A 16,902-nucleotide genomic window follows, 5' to 3' on the forward strand; every position below is an offset into this window, starting at 1 on the left:
GCCGGTTCAGGTCGCCGCGCAGGCGTCGGCCAGGCCGCGATCCACCGGGATCGGGGCTTCCGCGGCGCCGGCGCCGCCCGGCGGGCGGCGGGAACTCACGAAATGTCCGAATCCGGGCGGGCCGCCGCGTCCCTTGGGCCGGATAGGGTGCTTGGACAGGGACCGGAGGCGCTCAAGCAGGTCATCGAGCGTCTCGCTCGACCCCTGGAGGTCTGGTTTCAGCTGTCGGTCGGTCATGGGCCGCCTTATGCCATTTTCCGCGACAGAACGCCACAGTTAAGAGAACAGAAATCTCTGGCGGCGCCCGATTCGTGATTCGTTGACCGCCGCAGCGGCAAGCCCGTAGGGTCCGCCTCCTGTCCCGGGAGGCGCACATGAAGCTCTACCAGTCCATCGGCCCCAATCCGCGGGCCGTGAAGATGTTCATCGCCGAGAAGGGCATCGACGTGCCCCGCCAGGACATCGACCTGATGGGCGCGGAGAACCGGCGCGCGCCCTACACCTCGAAGAATCCGGCCGGCCAGTCGCCGTGCCTGGAGCTCGACGACGGCTCGCACCTGTCGGAGATCACCGCCATCTGCGAATACCTCGAGGAAAAGCATCCGAACCCACCGCTGATCGGCGCGACGCCCGAGCAGCGCGCCGAGACGCGGATGTGGACCCGCCGTGTGGACCTGAAGATCTGCGAGCCGCTGGCCAACGGCTTCCGCTTCAGCGAGGGCCTGCAGCTGTTCAAGGACCGCATCCTGACCGTGCCGGAGGCCGCGGCGGGACTGAAGTCCATGGCCAAGGACGGCGAGACCTGGCTGGAGACCAATTTCAAGGGACCGTGGCTCGCGGGAAGCCGCTTCACCCTCGCCGACATCCTGCTCTTCAGCTTCATCGACTTCGGCGGCCAGGTGGGCCAGCCGCTCGATCCCGGCTTCGAGAAGCTCACCGCCTGGTTCGAGCGCGTGAAGGCGCGGCCGAGCGCGGCGGCCAGCGCCTGAGGCGGAGCGGGCCGATCCCCGCGGGATCGAAGGGCGGCTTGATGGGTTTTGCCGCCCATGCAGAGACCGGTGGCTGACACCCGCGCCGCGCCCGCCTCCGGTGCGCCGGACGGCCTGCCCGTCCCGCGCCGCTACTGGTCGGTGGCGACCATCTGGCTGGCGATGCTGATGTCGGTGCTGGACGGCGCGATCGCCAACGTCGCCCTGCCGACCATCGCGCGCGAGCTGCAGGCCTCGCCGGCGGGCTCGATCTGGATCGTCAACGCCTACCAGCTGGCGATCACCGTCACCCTGCTGCCGCTGGCCGCGCTCGGCGACAAGCTGGGCTACCGTCGCGTTTACATGGCGGGCCTGGCGATCTTCACCGTGGGCTCGCTGGGCTGCGCCCTGTCGCACTCGCTCGTCCAGCTCACCACGGCCCGCGTGCTGCAGGGCCTGGGCGCCGGCGGGATCATGAGCATCAACGCCGCCCTGGTCCGCCAGACCTATCCGCAGCGGATGCTCGGCCAGGGCATCGGCCTGAACGCGGTGGTGATCTCCATCTCGGCGGCGATCGGGCCGACGGTCGCCTCGGGCATCCTCTCGATCGCCTCGTGGGAGTGGCTGTTCGCGATCAACGTGCCGATCGGGGTGGTGACCATCGCCATCGCGTCGCGGGCCCTGCCGCGCACCGAGGGCTCGGGCCGCAAGCTCGACGTGACCTCGGCGATCCTCAACGCCGTCGCCTTCGGTTTCCTGATCATGGGCGCGGAGGGCGTGGTGCGCCAGAGCCTCGTGCTGGGTCTGGTCGAGCTGGCCATCGGGGCCATGGCGGCGGGCCTGCTCACCTGCCGCGAGCTGGGCCGGCCCGCGCCGCTGGTGCCGTTCGACCTGCTGCGCATCCCGATCTTCGGGCTGTCGATCGCGACCTCGATCGTCTCCTTCGCCGCCCAGATGCTGGCCTACGTCTCGCTGCCCTTCTACTTCCAGGGCGTGCTCGGCCGCAGCGCGGTGGCGACCGGCTTCCTGATGACGCCCTGGCCGCTGGCGGTGGGCCTCACCGCCCCGTTCGCCGGCCGCCTCGCCGACCGCTATCCCGCGGGCCTGCTGGGCGGGATCGGCCTGGGCGTCTTCGCGGTCGGGCTGACGCTGCTTTCGATGATCCACCCGGGCGCCTCCAACCTGGACATCGTCTGGCGGATGGCGGTCTGCGGCATGGGATTCGGCTTCTTCCAGTCGCCGAACAACCGCGCGATGCTGGATTCTGCGCCCATGCACCGTTCCGGCGCGGCCGGCGGCATGCTGGCCACGGCGCGCCTGCTGGGCCAGACCGCCGGCGCGGTCACCACGGCGGTCTTCTTCCACCTCGCCGGCACACACGCCACCACGGTCGCGCTCGCCACCGCCGCCGGCGTCGCCGCGCTCGCCGCCCTGGTCAGCCTGCTCCGCCTGAAGCTCGCACCGCCGTCACGCCCGCCCCGTGACGAGATCGGCCAACTCGCAGCCTAGCCAACATCCTTCTCCCCTTGCGGGAGAAGGTGTCGGGCGAAGCCCGACGGATGAGGGGTCGCACGGCGCAGGCGGTTGTGGTCTATCGGCTGGTCTGGGTGAGAAGGTGCAGCCGTGAAGGTGGCCATCGCCATGATGTTGATGTTGGCGCCCTCGGCATCCGCCGCAGGCCGGAGTGATCACGGTCTTGCCTCGGAGCTCGTGCGAGAGCGGCCGGCCGAAGTGCAGGCGGCGCATGAGTTCAACACAGGGCTGAGGAGCATCGGATCAACAGCACGGGTTGCGCACTGCACGGAGCTACGGCAGGCGCACCCCGGCAAAGTGCAAACGATCTACGGAGGCAGGTGCGCGCTGTCTAACAAGATCCAGGTGGTCATGTGCGCCGACACCGCCGTCGGGAACTTTGCGCTCAGCTACGACGGCGACGTGTCGGACTTCATGGACAATTGCGGGGGCTGATCGCCGCCTCGCCGGCCCCTAACCCACCATCCTCTGCCGACCTTCCCAGTAGGGCTTGCGCAGCTCGCGGCGCAGCACCTTGCCCGAGGCGTTGCGCGGCAGGGCCTCGATGAAGTCCACCGACTTCGGCGCCTTGAAGCCGGCGATCCGCGCCCGCGCCCAGGCGATGATCGCCTCGGGCTCGGGCCTGGCGCCAGGCGCCGGGACCACTATGGCCTTCACCGCCTCGCCCCAGCGCTCGTCGGGCACGCCGATCACCGCCACGTCGGCGACGCCGGGCGCGCCCATGATCGCGTTCTCGACCTCGGCCGGATAGACGTTCTCGCCGCCGGAGACGATCATGTCCTTCACCCGGTCGTGGACGAAGAAGTAGCCCTCGGCGTCGCGGTAGCCGGCGTCGCCGGTCCTGAGCCAGCCCTGCGGCGTGACCGTCTCGGCGGTGGCTTCCGGCCGGTTCCAGTAGCCCGCCATGACCAGCTCGCAGCGCATCGCGATCTCGCCGATCTCGCCGACCTCGGCGTTGGAGCCGTCGTCGCGCAGGATCTTCACCTCGATGGTGGGCCACGGCTTGCCGCACGAGCGCAAGAGCTCGCCCTCGTGCGCGGCCGGCGGCAGGTAGGTCCCCGCGCCGGTGGATTCGGTCATGCCATAGAACTGGATGAAGCCGCAGCCGAACCGCGCCTTGGCCTGCGCCAGCACCGCCTCGCCGATCGGCGAGGCGCCGTAGGCGATGGTCTTCAGGCTGGAGAGGTCCGCCGTCGCGATCTCCGGCGCCTGCAGCAGCATGTTGATCATCGCCGGCACCAGGAAGACGTGCGCCACGCGCTCTTGTTCGATCAGCCGCAGCACCTCGGCCGGCCGGAACTCCGGCAGCAGGATCACCCGCCCGCCCGCCGCCAGGCCGGAGAAGCTGATGTTGGTCCCGGCCACGTGGAACAGCGGCATGACGATCAGCACGGTGTCGTCCGGCCCGTAGTCGAAGCCTTCCACCTGGGTGCGCAGGTCGAGGAAGGCGGTGTAGTTGGCGTTGTTGAGCCGCACGCCCTTGGGCAGGCCGGTGGTGCCGGAGGTGTAGAGCTGCAGCACGTCATCTTCGGCCCGGGGCTCCGAGGGCGGCGGCTCGGGCGCCGCGTCGCGCAGGGCCTCGTAGCTCTCGAAGCCGGCGCAGTGGCCGCCCACGCCGATCAGCCCGATCGGCCGGTCCACCTGCTGCACCACTTGCTCGGCGGCGGCGAAGAACTCCGGCGTCACGAAGAACAGCTCGGCGCCGGAATCCTTCAGGATGAAGGCGATCTCCGGGATCGCCAGGCGGCTGTTGATCGGCGCGAGGCACACCCGCGCCAGCGCCGCGCCGAAGAAGATCTCAAAGAACGCCTCGGAGCTTCGGCCGAGCCAGGCGATGCGCTGGCCGGGCCGGACGCCCTGCGCCGCCAGCAGCCCCGCGGCGCGGCGGGCGCGCGCGTCCAGCTCTGCGTAGCTGAGCCGTCGATCCTCGATCTCGACGGCGGTGCGTGCGCCGAAGCTGGCGGCCTGGACGCGGGGAATGTCGGCGAGACGCCGGATCGGATCGCTCATCGCCCGGATTGCTAGCGCATCCGGTCCCGCGCCGCCACGGCGAAGCCGCTCAGGCGCCGGCCTGGCCGTAGAGGATCAGGCTCGACAGGTCGTCCGGCGCGGCGTCGCGGCGGATGCGCGGCCCGAGCGGGCTGGCCGTGCGGCGCCGGGTCCGGCGCACCCTCACGACGATGGGCGGCGGCTTCTGCCGGATGGCGCGACGCAGCGTGGTCATGGCCTCTTCTCCATGCTGACGCTGTCAAACAGCTGCGCTTTGCCGCCGGTTCCGCAGGCGCGCGGATTCAGTCGAGTTTGAACCGCACGAAGCCCATCGCCCCCTGCGGCTCGCTGCGGCCATAGGAGGCGCGAAGCGCGCCCGGCACGAAGTTGATCGCGTAGAGGCCGCCGACGCCAAAGCTCCAGTGTGGGGTGAGGCTGAAGTCCCGCACCGCCCCGACCGAGACCTTGCCGACCGTGACCGCCGGCCCATGCGCGCCCGGCGGCAGGGCGAGCTCGTCGCTCGCGACCCGCTCGGCGCGCGCGAAGATCGTCCAGTCGAGGTTCGGCCTGACAGCGCTCTCCAGCGCATAGCCGTCCAGGTCGCCATGCGCGCTCGTGCGCCGGCCCCAGGCCGCGGTCGTCGACCAGTAGCCGCCATGGCCGAACGGGACGGTGTAGATCGCGCTCGCCGACCAGCGGCGAATGTTCTCATCGGGCTCCAGCTGCTCGGGGCTCTTCTGGTCGGCCCAGGAGGCCTGCAGCGCCCAGTTGGCGCTTGGATTCCAGGAGATCCTGGCGGCCGTGGAGTCGAGCTTCGGAGCCTCGATGTCGAAGCGGTGCTGGTCGGGCTCGCGGCCGCGGAACCGCGAGACCTCGAGCTTCCAGTTCCGGTGGATGTAGCCCGCGGTCACCACGCCCATGCTGATATGGGTGGAATCCAGCCAGTGGTGGGTGATCGGCGCCTCGGGTGAGTCCATGATCGACAGCCGGTGCATGAAGGCCGGCGGCCCGAACGCCGGCTCGCCCGGCAGGCCTGCGTAGACGAACAGACTGTCCTGCCGCGCCAGCCGGTAGGCGTAGGCGCCCGAGAGCTCCATGAACAGGTCGTGCGGGTGCTGCCGGTCGACCAGCGGCGTGACCCCGTTCGCCGTCTCGCCGGTCTGCAAGAGCTCGGGGAAGCCGCTCTTTCCCATGAACGGCTCGGGGCTGAGCATGGCGCGCAGCTGCACCGTCCCCCTGTCGCCCACTTCGCGCTTGGCCATCGCCATCAGCATGCCCGAGACGAAGGCCTTGTCGCCGCCGCGCGGGCCCTGCTGCCAGTCATAGACCCCATCGATGGTGGCGTGGACCATCACCATCCAGGGGCCTTGCATCAGGTGCAGGCCCGCGTGCGGCGAGGCGTCCGGCTGCCACGAGGTGCCCGAGGCCTCGCGGTTGATCGCATAGTCGCCGAGCGCGGCGGACATCATGCTCCGCATGCCCGACATCCCGGCCATGTCGGACGTCGGCTGCGGTTGGGCCGGCATGGGCATGTCGTGTCCGGGGTCCTGCGCCAACGCCGGCGCCGCGAAGAGGGCGGCCGCGGCGGCCGTCGCCAGCAGCAGTCTCATCTGTGCGTCCGTTCGAGGAGCTCGATCAGCTCGGCCGCCTTCTTGCGCTGTTCGTTCTTGTCACCGCTGACGATGGCGCCTTCGATGCAGTGGCCGAGGTGATCGTTGAGGATCTCCGTCTCGACTCGGGCAAGCGCAGCTCGCACCGCCTGCACCTGGGTCAGGATATCGATGCAGTAGCGCTCGTCCTCCACCATCCGGGCGATGCCGCGGACCTGCCCCTCGACGCGCTTAAGGCGATTCAACAGGCCGGGCTTGTTCTGGTCTTTCATGGACGGCAGCATATACCCGCCCCCGGTAATTGCAATATGCCCAGCGGGGGTATACCTGTGGGCCCATGGCTCATTCCCATCACCCGCATCACCAGCACGACCAGCCGCCGGCGGACGGCGACGCCGCGACCGATCCGGTCTGCGGCATGAGGGTGAACCCCGCAACCTCCCCGCACCACGCCCAGCACGAGGGGCGCACCTATCACTTCTGCGGGAACGGCTGCCGGACGAAGTTCGTCGCAGACCCCGGCAGGTACCTGTCGCCCGCCCCGGCCGAGCCTTCTCCACCCGCGCCGCCCGGGACCATCTACACCTGCCCCATGCACCCCGAGATCCGGCAGGAAGGCCCAGGCGCCTGCCCGATCTGCGGCATGGCCCTGGAGCCGGCGACGGTGACGGCCGACGCCGGCCCGAGCCCCGAGCTGGCCGAGATGAGCCGCCGGTTCTGGATCGGCCTCGTCCTGACGGTTCCGGTGTTCGTGCTCGAAATGGGCGGTCACGTGACCGGCCGAATACTGCTCGCGCCGCAGACGTCGAACTGGGCCCAGTTCGCGCTGGCGAGCCCTGTCGTGTTGTGGGCGGGCTGGCCGTTCTTCGTGCGCGGCTGGGCCTCCCTGCGCACCGGCAAGCTCAACATGTTCACGCTCATCGCCATGGGCGTCGGCGTCGCCTGGCTCTACAGCGTCGCGGCCGTGCTCGCGCCGGGCGCCTTCCCGCCCGCCTTGCGCGACGCCGCCGGTGCGGTTCCGGTCTATTTCGAGGCGTCGGCGGTGATCACCGTCCTGGTGCTGCTCGGCCAGGTGCTGGAGCTTCGGGCGCGCGAGCGCACCTCCGGGGCGATCAGGGCGCTGCTCAACCTGGCGCCCAAGACCGCGCGGCGCCTGCGCGCCGACGGCGCGGATGAGGAGGTCGCCCTCGGCCTGGTCCAGGCCGGCGACCGTCTGCGGGTGCGCCCGGGCGAGAAGGTCCCCGTCGACGGCGAGATCCTCGACGGCCGCGCCTCGCTCGACGAGTCCCTGGTCACCGGCGAATCCATGCCGGTCACCAAGGAAGCCGGCGCCAAGGTGGTCGCGGGCTCGATCAACAAGACCGGCTCCTTCGTCATGCGCGCGGAGAAGGTCGGCGCCGAGACCTTGCTCGCCCGCATCGTCCAGCTGGTCGCCGAGGCGCAGCGCAGCCGCGCGCCGGTGCAACGCACGGCCGACCGGGTGTCGGCCTGGTTCGTGCCGGCGGTGATCGCCGTCGCCGCGATCGCCTTCGTCGCGTGGGCCGCGGTCGGCCCGCAACCGCGGCTCGCCTATGCCCTGGTGGCCGCCGTCTCGGTGCTGATCATCGCCTGTCCCTGCGCGCTGGGGCTGGCGACGCCGATGTCGATCATGGTGGGGGTGGGCCGCGGCGCGCAGGCGGGCGTGCTGTTCAAGGACGCCGAGGCGCTCGAGCGCTTCGAGAGGATCGACACCCTGGTCGTCGACAAGACCGGCACCCTGACGGAAGGGCGCCCGGCGGTCACCGCGGTCCGGCCTGCGCCAGGCCACGACGAGGCCGAGCTCGTGCGACTCGCCGCCAGCCTGGAGCGCGGCAGCGAGCACCCGCTGGCCGAGGCCATCCTGCGCGCCGCCAAGGACCGCAACCTCGTGCTCTCCGAAGCGAGCGGGTTCGACTCGCCGGCCGGCCTGGGCGTGCTCGGCGTGGTGGACGGCAAGCGCATCGTGCTCGGCGGCGCGCCGCTGATGCAGGAGCAGGGGATCGATGTCGCCCCGCTGGCCGCGGCGGCCGAGAGCTTCCGCCGGGAGGGCGCGACGGCCATCTTCGCCGCCGTGGACGGGCGGCTCGCGGGCGTTCTCGGGATCGCCGATCCGGTGAAGGCCACGACGCACGAGGCTGTCCGCGCACTCGCGGCCGAAGGCGTTCGCCTGGTGATGTTGAGCGGCGACAACCGCACCACGGCCGAGGCGGTGGCGAAGGCGCTCGGCATCGCTGAGGTCCAGGCGGAGGTCCTGCCGCAGGACAAGGCCAAGGTGGTCCGGAGGCTCATGGCCGAGGGCCGCTCGGTGGCGATGGCCGGCGACGGCGTCAACGACGCCCCGGCGCTCGCCGCCGCGGACGTAGGGATCGCCATGGGCGCGGGCGCCGACGTGGCGATCGAGAGCGCCGGGGTCACCCTGCTGCAGGGCGACCTCGGGGGGCTGGTCCGCGCCCGCCGCCTCTCGCGTGCGGTGATGCGCAACATCCGCCAGAACCTCGCCTTCGCCTTCGTCTACAACGCCGCCGGCATTCCGATCGCGGCGGGGGCGCTCTACCCGGCCTTGGGCTGGCTGCTGTCGCCGCAGATCGCCGCCGCCGCCATGGCGCTCTCGTCGGTCAGCGTGATCAGCAATGCGCTGCGCCTGTCCGCGGCCAAGCTATGAAGCAAGAGGCGACAGAGGCGACACAACCGCTCGAGATGATATATCCTGGTTCGGTGTCGGGGGCGTCGCCGTCTCAATGGACAAGCTTTCGTACGACTACATTCCCCCAAGTCGGGTCGACTTGGCGCGAGAGGCCGATTTCAGGCTGGGGCGGTGTTGCATCCGGCCCTCGCGGCGCCACGTGGAGGCCGACGGCGAGGTCCAGACCGTGCAGCGGCGGGTCATGCAGGTCCTCGTCGCACTGGCGACCAGCACCAGCGAAGTCGTTTCCAGGCGCGAATTGGTCATCCGCTGCTGGGCCGGACTGTCGGTCTCCGATGACGCGGTCGACAGGTGCATCGGCCAGCTGCGCCGGCTCGCCTCCAGCTGGACGGACCCTCCGTTCGAGATCATGACCATCCCGGGGGTCGGCTACCGGCTCGAGCCGAGCTCGGCCGGCTCGACGCCGGCCTCTTCCGTGCGACGGGCCCACCGGCCGCGCATGGCCGTCCTGCCGTTCACAACCCTGAGTCCCGATCCCTCACACGGCTATCTCGCCGAAGGCATCGTCGAGGAGATCGTGACGTCGCTGTCGCTGTTCACCACCTTCGAGGTGATCTCGGCCGGCGCCGGGATCATTCTCGAGGGGCGGAATCTGACGCCGCGCGAAGCGGCGCGGGAGCTCGGCGTCGACTACCTGCTCGATGGAAGCGTCCGACGCGATGGCGAGCGCATCCGGGTGACGGTCCATCTGATCGATGGGCGCACCGGCGCGGAGCTGTGGGCTGACCGCGTCGAGGACGCCGGCGGGGATGTCTTCGCCATCCAGGATCGAGTCGCCGAACGTCTGGCCGGAGCGCTCGAAGCCATGGTCGAGGACATCGGTCTCGCCGCGGCCTCGCGCGGCGCGCCGGCCGATCACGACAGCTACGATCTCCTGCTGCGCGCGCTGGAGCAGTTCCGGCTCTCGGGCAAGGCCGCGATGCTGGAGTCCATCGAGCTCCTGGAGCGCGCGATCGGGCTCGATCCGACGTTCGCCGTCGCGCTTGGACATTCGGTCGTCTGCCATCGCCAGGTCGTCGATCATGAATGGTCGGACGACACCGAGATGTTCCGCCGGCGCGGCCTGGCCTACGCCCAGCGCGCGCTGGTGGCGGCGCCCCGCGACGCCAGGGTGATCGCCCATGTCGCGGCCGGGGTATCGGGCCTGGACGACAGCCAGGATCGCGGTCTGGCCCTCGCCGAGGAAGCCATTTCGCTCAACCCCGCCTCCGCCTTCGTGTGGCTGATCAGCGGCTCGATCCGGCTCAGGGCCGGAGAGCCCGACCTGGCGGCGGGTCATCTCGAACGGTCGCTGCGCCTGGATCCGATCTCGAACCGCAGCGGCTTCGCCCGGATGTATCTCGCCTCTGCGCGATTCCAGCAGCGCCGGTTCGACGAGGCGCTCGCCCTGTTCCGTACGACCACCCACCGCCTGCCGCTTAGCCACGCCATCCTGGCCTCGCTTCACGGCCATCTCGGCGAGCGCGATGCGGGCCGCCAGGAACTGGCGAACTTCGAACGCAGCGACGCCGGCCGGATCGAGAAGTTCGTGCGGATCTGGTTCCCGGGGGCTCGCTACCGGGCCCTGTTCCTCGACGGCCTGAGCTTGATCGAGGACCCGGGAAATCCGCACAGCCGCGCCGTGCGCCGGGTGCGTTAGCCTCCGAGGCCGGCAATGCCGATCTCGGCTTTCGATCCGTTGCGGAGCCTGAGCCGAACCGTGTTGCGCAGGCGCCGCGCATAGCCCAAGCAATCGGGACGGCGGCCAGCCTTTCTGGGGGGACGTTGATGGCGTCGCAATGGATGACCCGCCCCATGGGCCTGTTTCAGGGCGGCTCGCAGGTCGAAAACTTTCGGGAGATGGCGACCATCTATCCGGTCCGCGTCGTGCGCCGCGCCTCGAAGGCCGCGCCGTTCGAGGCGGGCGAGCCATTGGACATTCCGGCAGCGTTCGAGTTCGAGGGCAGGACCCTCGACACGGCGCAGTTCCTTTCCGAGATGGAGACCACGGGCCTGCTGGTGCTGAGGGACGGTCGGCGCGTGTTCGAACGCTATTGGCTGGGCAACGACGCGACCACGCAGTCGGCCTCATGGTCAGTGGGCAAGTCGTTCGTCTCGGCGCTCGTCGGCCTCGCCATTGACGAGGGCGCCATCGGGTCCGTCGAGGAGCCCGTCTGCCTCTACGCGCCGATGCTGAAGGGCGGCGCCTACGATGGCGTGCGGCTTAAGGACGTGCTGCAGATGTCGTCCGGCGCGCGCTGGAACGAGGACTACAGCGATCCCGAGTCGGACATAAACAGATGGCTCCGCATGCTGGCGGACGGCGGGTCGATCGACGCCTTCGCCGCGGGTTGCGTCCGCAGTCGCGAGCCGGGCACGTTCAATCGCTACAACTCCACCGACACCCATGTCCTCGGGATGGTCGTGCGCGGCGCGACCGGCCGCTCGCTCACCGAATACCTCCGCGAGAAGCTCTGGGACCCGCTCGGCGCTGAGGCGGACGCCTTCTGGGTCGTCGATTCGACCGGCGCCGAAATGGCCGCCGGGGGGCTGAACGCCGTCCTGCGCGACTACGCCAGGCTCGGCGAACTCTATCGTAATGGCGGCGTCTGGAACGGGCGCCGGCTCCTCTCGGAAGCTTGGGTGAGGGCCTCGGTGACGCCGGACGCGCCTCACCTCATGCCGGGACCGCGGCCGGGCGCCGACTCTTCCCTGGGCTACGGCTTTCAGTGGTGGGCGCCGGGCAACGGCGCCTATTGCGCCATCGGCGTCTACAACCAGTTCGTCTGCGTCGACCCGGGGACCCGCACGGTCGTCGCCCAGACCGCGGCGTTCCGCCGATACGGCGCCGACCGCCAGCCCGAGTCCTATCGGGTGGGCGATTGCCTCGCGCTGTTCCGCGCCATCGCAGACGCTTGATCCGTCGCCGTCCGAAGGTCAGCGATCCACCTCGCGCTGACGGCCGAAGAGTCACGTTCCTGCCTGTATGCAGGCAAATGACCCCTCCCGCCCATGGCGGACTGGGCGAGTGCTTGCGTTTCATGGCGGGTGCGCTACGGCAAGATCATGTCAGAGACTGTGGGAAACCGCTGAGCGTCTCGCCGATGCGAGACACGTCGCAGCAGCTACCAGGGCCGCGGAGATCGCGGCTTACCGGGCGGCTGCCCGTTAGGTTCCCTGCAGGTTCATCATCATGCAAATCCGACAGGAGCGTCTAGACGACGCGGCCGCGATCCACGCGCTCACCGACGCGGCTTTTGAAGGCATGCCGTTCAGCGATCAGACCGAAGCCAAGGTCGTCGACGCCTTGAGAGCGGCAGGCGCGTTGACGCTTTCGCTCGTGGCGACGGAGGCCGGGAATATCGTCGGCCATGTCGCTTTCTCTCCCGTCAAGATCAATGGCGAGGCGAGCGACTGGTACGCCCTCGGACCCGTGTCCGTGTGGCCGGGTCGCCAGCGGCTGGGCATCGGTCAGGCCCTGATCCGCGAAGGACTGGAACGCCTCCAATCCATAAGGGCAGGCGGGTGCGTTCTCCTCGGTGACCCGGCGTATTATTGCCGTTTCGGGTTTGAGAGCGATCCAGACCTCTACGATGTCGGCGCCCCGCCCGGCGCCTTCCAGTGCTTGACCCTCAACGGCTCCCGACCAAGCGGCGAGGTTACCTTCCACCCGGGCTTCGACGCTTCGTAAAGCCGAACGCGGCCTCTCATTCAGGGGCCGCTCCCAATCATCCTGAGCGGAGTCTCGCCGCCCGCCTCGACCCATCCAACGTGGATACAACCGGCGCTGGTGACGCGATGGCTTTCGCCGCCAGACAAGCTCATCGCATCGCATCTGGCCGCCCGCGGGGATGAGCGGTGGGCCGATCGTCCGACCGCGTCCTTCCGCGTTGGCCGCGATGGCCCTGCGCCTGCGCAGCTTTGCCGCGCCCCCCGGCCAATTGTGGAGGCTGATCGCCCGCCTATAGTCCGGCTCGGGGCGAAGGCGATCTTGGGAGCCGCCATGCGTGCGCATCGTCGTGATCTGCTGAAGGCCGCCTTGGGCCTCGCCGGCGCCGGACTGTTCGGCCCGCGCGCCCTGGCCGCCGCGACCGCGCCGCGCAGCCTGTCGCTCCATAACCTGCACACCGGCGAGTCGCTCAGGGCGACCTACTTCGAGGACGGCGCCTACCTGCCGGACGCGCTCGAGGCGATGAACCACCTGTTGCGCGATTTCCGCACGGGCGAGGCGCATCCCATCGCGCCGGGCCTGCTGGATCTGGTGAGCATCCTGCGCAATAGAGTCGAGAGCGACCAGACGGTCCAGGTGATCTCCGGCTACCGTTCGCCCGCGACCAACGCCGCCCTGCGCGAGCGCAGCCACGGCGTGGCGGCCCACAGCCTGCACATGCAGGGTATGGCCATGGACATCCGCCTCCCCGGGGTCGACCTCGCCCACCTGCGCGACGCCGCCCTCGACCTCCGGCGGGGCGGCGTCGGCTACTATCCCGACTCCGATTTCGTCCACGTCGACGTGGGTCGCGTCCGGCGCTGGTGAGCCGCCCATCCCGCCATGCCGAAGGAGGTCAGCGCCGGGGTCCTGGTCTATCGCCGCCGCGGCGGTGAGCCGGAATTCCTGCTGGCGCATCCCGGCGGCCCGTTCTGGGCCCGCCGCGACGAGGCGGCCTGGTCGATCCCCAAGGGCCTCGTCGAGGCCGGCGAGGAGACCTGGACCGCGGCGGCGCGCGAATTCCGTGAGGAGCTCGGCCAGCCGATCGAAGGCGACCCGCAGCCGCTGTCGCCGTGCCGGACCAGGGCCGGCAAGCTCATCCACGCCTGGCTGGTCGAGGCCGACCTCGATCTCTCCCGGCTGGAGAGCAACAGCTTCGAGATGGAGTGGCCGCGCGGGTCGGGCCGGATGCAGAGCTTCCCGGAAGTCGACCGCGCCCGCTACTTCGGCCCGGCCGAGGCGCTCCGGAAGATCCACCTGGGCCAGAAGCCGCTCATCCTGGAGGCGCTGGCGCGCCTGGGCTCGCGGGCTCCCGGCCCACGCGACTGACGCGCAGGTTGCGAAATCTGATCCGCTCGCAGACCGACGTGATGCAACGTCCCGTGTTTTCGGCTAGAGGGGAGACAGCTGAACAACTGTTAGGCACAGAGGGGAGCCGCATGGAGGAAGGGCCCGACAGGCTTGATCAGGCGCTTGGACTGGCCATCCGGCTCAGGCGCCACGCACGCGGCTTGAGCCAATCGGCGCTGGGCGAAGCGATCGGCGTCTCGTTCCAGCAGGTCCAGAAGTACGAGCGCGGCTCCAACCGCGTCAGCTTCTCCACCATGGTCCGCATCTGCCAGGCCCTGGGCTGCCAGGTCTCCGATCTGGTCGGCGAAGTGCAGGAGCTGGGCGCCGCGGCGAGCGCCGACGGCTCCGCGAGCGAGCCCCTGACCCAGCCGGAGGCGGGGCCGATGCTCGAGGCGCTTTCGCAGATCCGCTCGCCCGGCGTGCGCCGCGCCGTGCTCGAGCTCGCCCGCAGTCTCGCCCGGGAGAAGTGAGGCCGGCGCGCCGCCGCTCGCGCCCAGTTGATTGGCGTCCGAGCCGCCGCCGCGCGAAGGTCATCTCGGGAGTTGTCCGATGACCGATCTGCAAGTCAGGGTGTCGCCCGTCGAGGGCGGGTGGCGGGTTCAGTCCGCCGGCATCGCCGATCTCATGTTCCTGTCCGGCGCCCGCGCCGAGGAGAAGGCCCGCAGCCTGGCCGCGTGCCTCGCCCGCTGCGGGGCCGACGTGCTGCTGGTGATCTGCGACCGGGCGAGCCGCGTCGTCGGCACCCGCCGCTACTTCGCCATGGCCTGAGGCCGCCGGGCGAGCGGCGGATCGGTCTCGCCCCCTGCCGTGGGGCGCATGAACACCCGCGTGATCCGCGGGTCCGTGGCCCTGATCCGCCCGATCAGCTCATCGAGCGCGGTCTCGAGCTCCTGGCGGCTGAGGCGATCCTGCAGGTGCAGGGTCAGGCCCACCAGGATCTCCTGCGGGCCGAGGTGGACGGTGAGGACCTCCGGGATCGCGGCCACGCGCCGGTCGCTCTCCAGCACCGCGCGGATGCGCGCCACCACCCGCGGCGCGGCGGCCTCGCCCGTCAGCAGGCTGCGGGTCTCGTTGGCCAGGAAGGCCGCGACCAGCACGAGCAGCAGCCCGATGGCGATCGAGGCCGCGCCATCGGCCCAGCCCAGGCCCAGGAAGGCCGAGGCCGACACGCCGGCGAGCGCCAGCACCAGGCCCACCAGCGCCGCCCCGTCCTCGAGGATCACCGAGAAGATGTTGGGGTCCTTGCTGCGCCGGATCGAGCGCAGCAGGGGCGTGTCGGCGCGGATCCGGTTGAGCGCCCTTAGCGCCACCACGAAGGACGAGCCCTCCGCCAACATGGCGAGCCCGATCACCACGAGATTGATCCATGGCCGCTCGATCGGGGCGGGCGCAGCGAGCTTGTGCAGGCCCTGCCACACCGAGGCGGCGCCGCCGAGCGCGAAGATCATCAGGGCCACGACGAAGGACCAGAAATAGGCCTCCATCCCGTGGCCGAAGGGATGGCCCGCGTCCGGCGGCCGGCCGGCGCGGCGCATGCCGAGCAGCAGCAGACCCTGGTCGCCGGTGTCCACCAGCGAGTGGATCGCCTCCGTCAGGATGGCGGAGCTGCCCGTGAAGACGTAGGCCGCGAGCTTGGCCGCGGCGATCGCCAGGTTGCCGGCGAGCGCCGCCAGCACGACGCGGGTCGAGCCGTTCAGGGCAGGGCTCCCGCCTCAGGCGTGCTTGCGCCCGCCGCCCGGCGAGATGCCGGGTCCGTCGTCGATCTGGCCGCCGGCGCCCACGTCGCGGTCGGGCTCGGCCGAATCCGCCTTCGGGTCGCCCCAGCGGGAGCCGCGCTGCCGCGGCTTGGCGTTCGGCGGGCCGCGGTCGCTTGGCGATCGGGCGGGCTGTTCTTGCTGCCTCTCGGCCATGGCGGGTCTCCTTGTCGCTCAGGCGCAAGGACTCGTGCGGCGGCGCGCCTGTTCCCGATGTCCGGCCGATACGCCTGCGCCTCAGAGCTCGAGCATGTCGAAATCGCTCTTCGGCGTGCCGCACATGGGACAGGCCCAGTCTTCCGGGATATCGGACCACCGCGTGCCCGGCGCGAGGCCCTCGTCCGGATCGCCGGCCGCCTCGTCGTACAGATAGCCGCAGGTGCGGCACTGCCAGGTCCTGTAGGGGGTCTCGGTCACGGCGGCGCTCATTGCGCCATGACCGGCGAGCGGTGGCAAATGCGAAGCGCGTCCGGCGAAGTTAAGCCGCCGAAACCATCTTCCTTCAGGGCTTTTCCAGGCGGCCGGCCGACAGTGGCGCGAGCGGTGGAGAGCCCGATGAAACTGATCCCAATGCCTCTGGCGGGCGCGGGTGGACGCAACGTCTACGTCAACCCCAGCCAGGTCGTCTGCCTGATCGACCTGGGCGACCGGCGCACCCAGCTGGTCACCACCGGTCTGCAGGGCGAGTCTTCCATCAGCCTGCTGCTCGAGCTGTCGCCGCCCGAGGCGGCGCGCCTGTTGCTGAGCGGCCAGGAGACGCCCTCGCCGCGCGCCGCCGCGGCCTGAGCCGACCGGCGCAGGTCAGACGCGGATATCCAGCCGCCGGCGGGGCCCGCGCCGCGCGCTGCGGCGCAGCCGGACGGCGCGCGCCAGGACGAGCAACCGCCGAAACAGCCGCAGACTGAGAACCACCAGCACGCCGCTGTCCCAGGCCGGCTCGCCCGCCGCTCTGAGCCGGATGGCCGGGGTCTCGCCGAGGCGCGTCATCCGCGACTGCAACTGCAGCCTGGTCGCGCCGTCCGGGCTTGGCCCTTCGGGATCGTCGTCCGCAGGCGGGTAGGACATCGGCCGCTCGGTTCCGGGTGGCGATGGGGGAGAGAGCGCCGGACCACGCCTCGACCGGGCCGAAGCTGGAGTGACGCTCCGCACGGCTAAGGGAACGGCGGGAGCGCCGTGCGGAGCGTCGGCCATGAGTCTGACGAACAGCAGACGCGCGAAGCTAGTCGGGCTTGCGTTTCGGGGCGGTGCACCAAGAGGGTTTCGCCGGGGTAACCTCGTTCACCCGCGC

The 16,902-nt window shown here is 70.5% G+C and carries 21 protein-coding genes; 12 read left to right on the top strand and 9 right to left on the bottom strand.

Going from position 1 to position 16,902, the window contains the following annotated elements; genetic code table 11:
• Positions 1-6 precede the first annotated feature (6 nt).
• Entirely contained in the window at positions 7-237 is a 231-nt protein-coding gene (locus VLI41_RS06915; RefSeq protein ID WP_325267333.1) for a hypothetical protein, read from the bottom strand.
• A 137-nt stretch (positions 238-374) separates the two neighbouring features.
• Here VLI41_RS06915 and VLI41_RS06920 point away from each other — a divergent pair, with 137 nt between their 5' ends.
• The 3 genes from VLI41_RS06920 (at position 375) to VLI41_RS06930 (ending at position 2,936) form a co-directional block, all read left to right on the top strand.
• Entirely contained in the window at positions 375-989 is a 615-nt protein-coding gene (locus tag VLI41_RS06920) for a glutathione S-transferase family protein (protein ID WP_325267334.1), read from the top strand.
• A gap of 69 nt (positions 990-1,058) precedes the next feature.
• Positions 1,059-2,477: an MFS transporter gene (locus VLI41_RS06925; RefSeq protein ID WP_325267335.1), complete on the top strand. Its 1,419-nt coding sequence runs from the start codon at positions 1,059-1,061 to the stop codon at positions 2,475-2,477.
• A gap of 114 nt (positions 2,478-2,591) precedes the next feature.
• The gene (locus VLI41_RS06930) at positions 2,592-2,936 is read left to right on the top strand and encodes a hypothetical protein (protein ID WP_325267336.1); all 345 of its coding nucleotides are present in this window, start codon (positions 2,592-2,594) and stop codon (positions 2,934-2,936) included.
• A gap of 18 nt (positions 2,937-2,954) precedes the next feature.
• Here the strand turns inward: VLI41_RS06930 and VLI41_RS06935 are convergent, their stop codons facing one another.
• The 4 genes from VLI41_RS06935 to VLI41_RS06950 form a co-directional block, all read right to left on the bottom strand.
• Positions 2,955-4,511, bottom strand: coding sequence for a long-chain-fatty-acid--CoA ligase (locus tag VLI41_RS06935; RefSeq protein WP_325267337.1), 1,557 nt, complete (start codon positions 4,509-4,511; stop codon positions 2,955-2,957).
• A 49-nt stretch (positions 4,512-4,560) separates the two neighbouring features.
• Positions 4,561-4,725 (bottom strand): hypothetical protein, encoded by a 165-nt coding sequence (locus tag VLI41_RS06940; protein ID WP_325267338.1) that lies wholly within the window; start codon positions 4,723-4,725, stop codon positions 4,561-4,563.
• A 67-nt stretch (positions 4,726-4,792) separates the two neighbouring features.
• Positions 4,793-6,100 carry a hypothetical protein gene (locus VLI41_RS06945; RefSeq protein ID WP_325267339.1) on the bottom strand — a complete coding sequence of 436 codons (1,308 nt, stop codon included), beginning with the start codon at positions 6,098-6,100 and terminating at the stop codon, positions 4,793-4,795.
• The gene (locus VLI41_RS06950) at positions 6,097-6,372 is read right to left on the bottom strand and encodes a metal-sensitive transcriptional regulator (RefSeq protein WP_325267340.1); all 276 of its coding nucleotides are present in this window, start codon (positions 6,370-6,372) and stop codon (positions 6,097-6,099) included. Before VLI41_RS06950 ends, VLI41_RS06945 begins: the two co-directional genes overlap by 4 nt.
• A gap of 65 nt (positions 6,373-6,437) precedes the next feature.
• On the opposite strand from VLI41_RS06950, the gene VLI41_RS06955 reads away from it, so the two are divergent.
• The 8 genes from VLI41_RS06955 (at position 6,438) to VLI41_RS06990 (ending at position 14,628) form a co-directional block, all read left to right on the top strand.
• Positions 6,438-8,780, top strand: coding sequence for a heavy metal translocating P-type ATPase (locus tag VLI41_RS06955; RefSeq protein WP_325267341.1), 2,343 nt, complete (start codon positions 6,438-6,440; stop codon positions 8,778-8,780).
• Positions 8,781-8,856: 76 nt separating this feature from the next.
• A complete protein-coding gene (locus VLI41_RS06960; RefSeq protein WP_325267342.1) occupies positions 8,857-10,461 on the top strand; it encodes a winged helix-turn-helix domain-containing protein in 1,605 nt (534 codons plus the stop codon).
• 155 nt (positions 10,462-10,616) lie between these two features.
• Positions 10,617-11,720: a serine hydrolase gene (locus VLI41_RS06965; protein ID WP_325267343.1), complete on the top strand. Its 1,104-nt coding sequence runs from the start codon at positions 10,617-10,619 to the stop codon at positions 11,718-11,720.
• 274 nt (positions 11,721-11,994) lie between these two features.
• Positions 11,995-12,492, top strand: coding sequence for an N-acetyltransferase (locus VLI41_RS06970; protein WP_325267344.1), 498 nt, complete (start codon positions 11,995-11,997; stop codon positions 12,490-12,492).
• 312 nt (positions 12,493-12,804) lie between these two features.
• Positions 12,805-13,338, top strand: coding sequence for a DUF882 domain-containing protein (locus tag VLI41_RS06975; RefSeq protein WP_325267345.1), 534 nt, complete (start codon positions 12,805-12,807; stop codon positions 13,336-13,338).
• Between the two features lie 15 nt (positions 13,339-13,353).
• Positions 13,354-13,839, top strand: a complete 486-nt coding sequence (locus VLI41_RS06980) for an NUDIX domain-containing protein (protein ID WP_325267346.1) — start codon at positions 13,354-13,356, stop codon at positions 13,837-13,839.
• Between the two features lie 110 nt (positions 13,840-13,949).
• A complete protein-coding gene (locus VLI41_RS06985) occupies positions 13,950-14,330 on the top strand; it encodes a helix-turn-helix transcriptional regulator (RefSeq protein WP_325267347.1) in 381 nt (126 codons plus the stop codon).
• 79 nt (positions 14,331-14,409) lie between these two features.
• Positions 14,410-14,628 carry a hypothetical protein gene (locus VLI41_RS06990; RefSeq protein WP_325267348.1) on the top strand — a complete coding sequence of 73 codons (219 nt, stop codon included), beginning with the start codon at positions 14,410-14,412 and terminating at the stop codon, positions 14,626-14,628.
• Here VLI41_RS06990 and VLI41_RS06995 read toward each other — a convergent pair.
• The 3 genes from VLI41_RS06995 to VLI41_RS07005 form a co-directional block, all read right to left on the bottom strand.
• Positions 14,610-15,536 (bottom strand): cation diffusion facilitator family transporter, encoded by a 927-nt coding sequence (locus VLI41_RS06995; RefSeq protein WP_325267349.1) that lies wholly within the window; start codon positions 15,534-15,536, stop codon positions 14,610-14,612. The two genes, VLI41_RS06990 and VLI41_RS06995, sit on opposite strands and share 19 nt — an antisense overlap.
• A 36-nt stretch (positions 15,537-15,572) precedes the next feature.
• The gene (locus tag VLI41_RS07000) at positions 15,573-15,770 is read right to left on the bottom strand and encodes a hypothetical protein (RefSeq protein WP_325267350.1); all 198 of its coding nucleotides are present in this window, start codon (positions 15,768-15,770) and stop codon (positions 15,573-15,575) included.
• 81 nt (positions 15,771-15,851) lie between these two features.
• Entirely contained in the window at positions 15,852-16,031 is a 180-nt protein-coding gene (locus VLI41_RS07005) for a rubredoxin (RefSeq protein WP_414692532.1), read from the bottom strand.
• A gap of 138 nt (positions 16,032-16,169) precedes the next feature.
• On the opposite strand from VLI41_RS07005, the gene VLI41_RS07010 reads away from it, so the two are divergent.
• Positions 16,170-16,400, top strand: coding sequence for a hypothetical protein (locus VLI41_RS07010; protein ID WP_325267352.1), 231 nt, complete (start codon positions 16,170-16,172; stop codon positions 16,398-16,400).
• A gap of 15 nt (positions 16,401-16,415) precedes the next feature.
• Here the strand turns inward: VLI41_RS07010 and VLI41_RS07015 are convergent, their stop codons facing one another.
• Positions 16,416-16,679, bottom strand: a complete 264-nt coding sequence (locus VLI41_RS07015) for a hypothetical protein (protein ID WP_325267353.1) — start codon at positions 16,677-16,679, stop codon at positions 16,416-16,418.
• Between the last annotated feature and the right edge of the window lie 223 nt (positions 16,680-16,902).

Source organism: Phenylobacterium sp., assembly GCF_035475775.1.
Classification (GTDB): Bacteria; Pseudomonadota; Alphaproteobacteria; order Caulobacterales; family Caulobacteraceae; genus Phenylobacterium.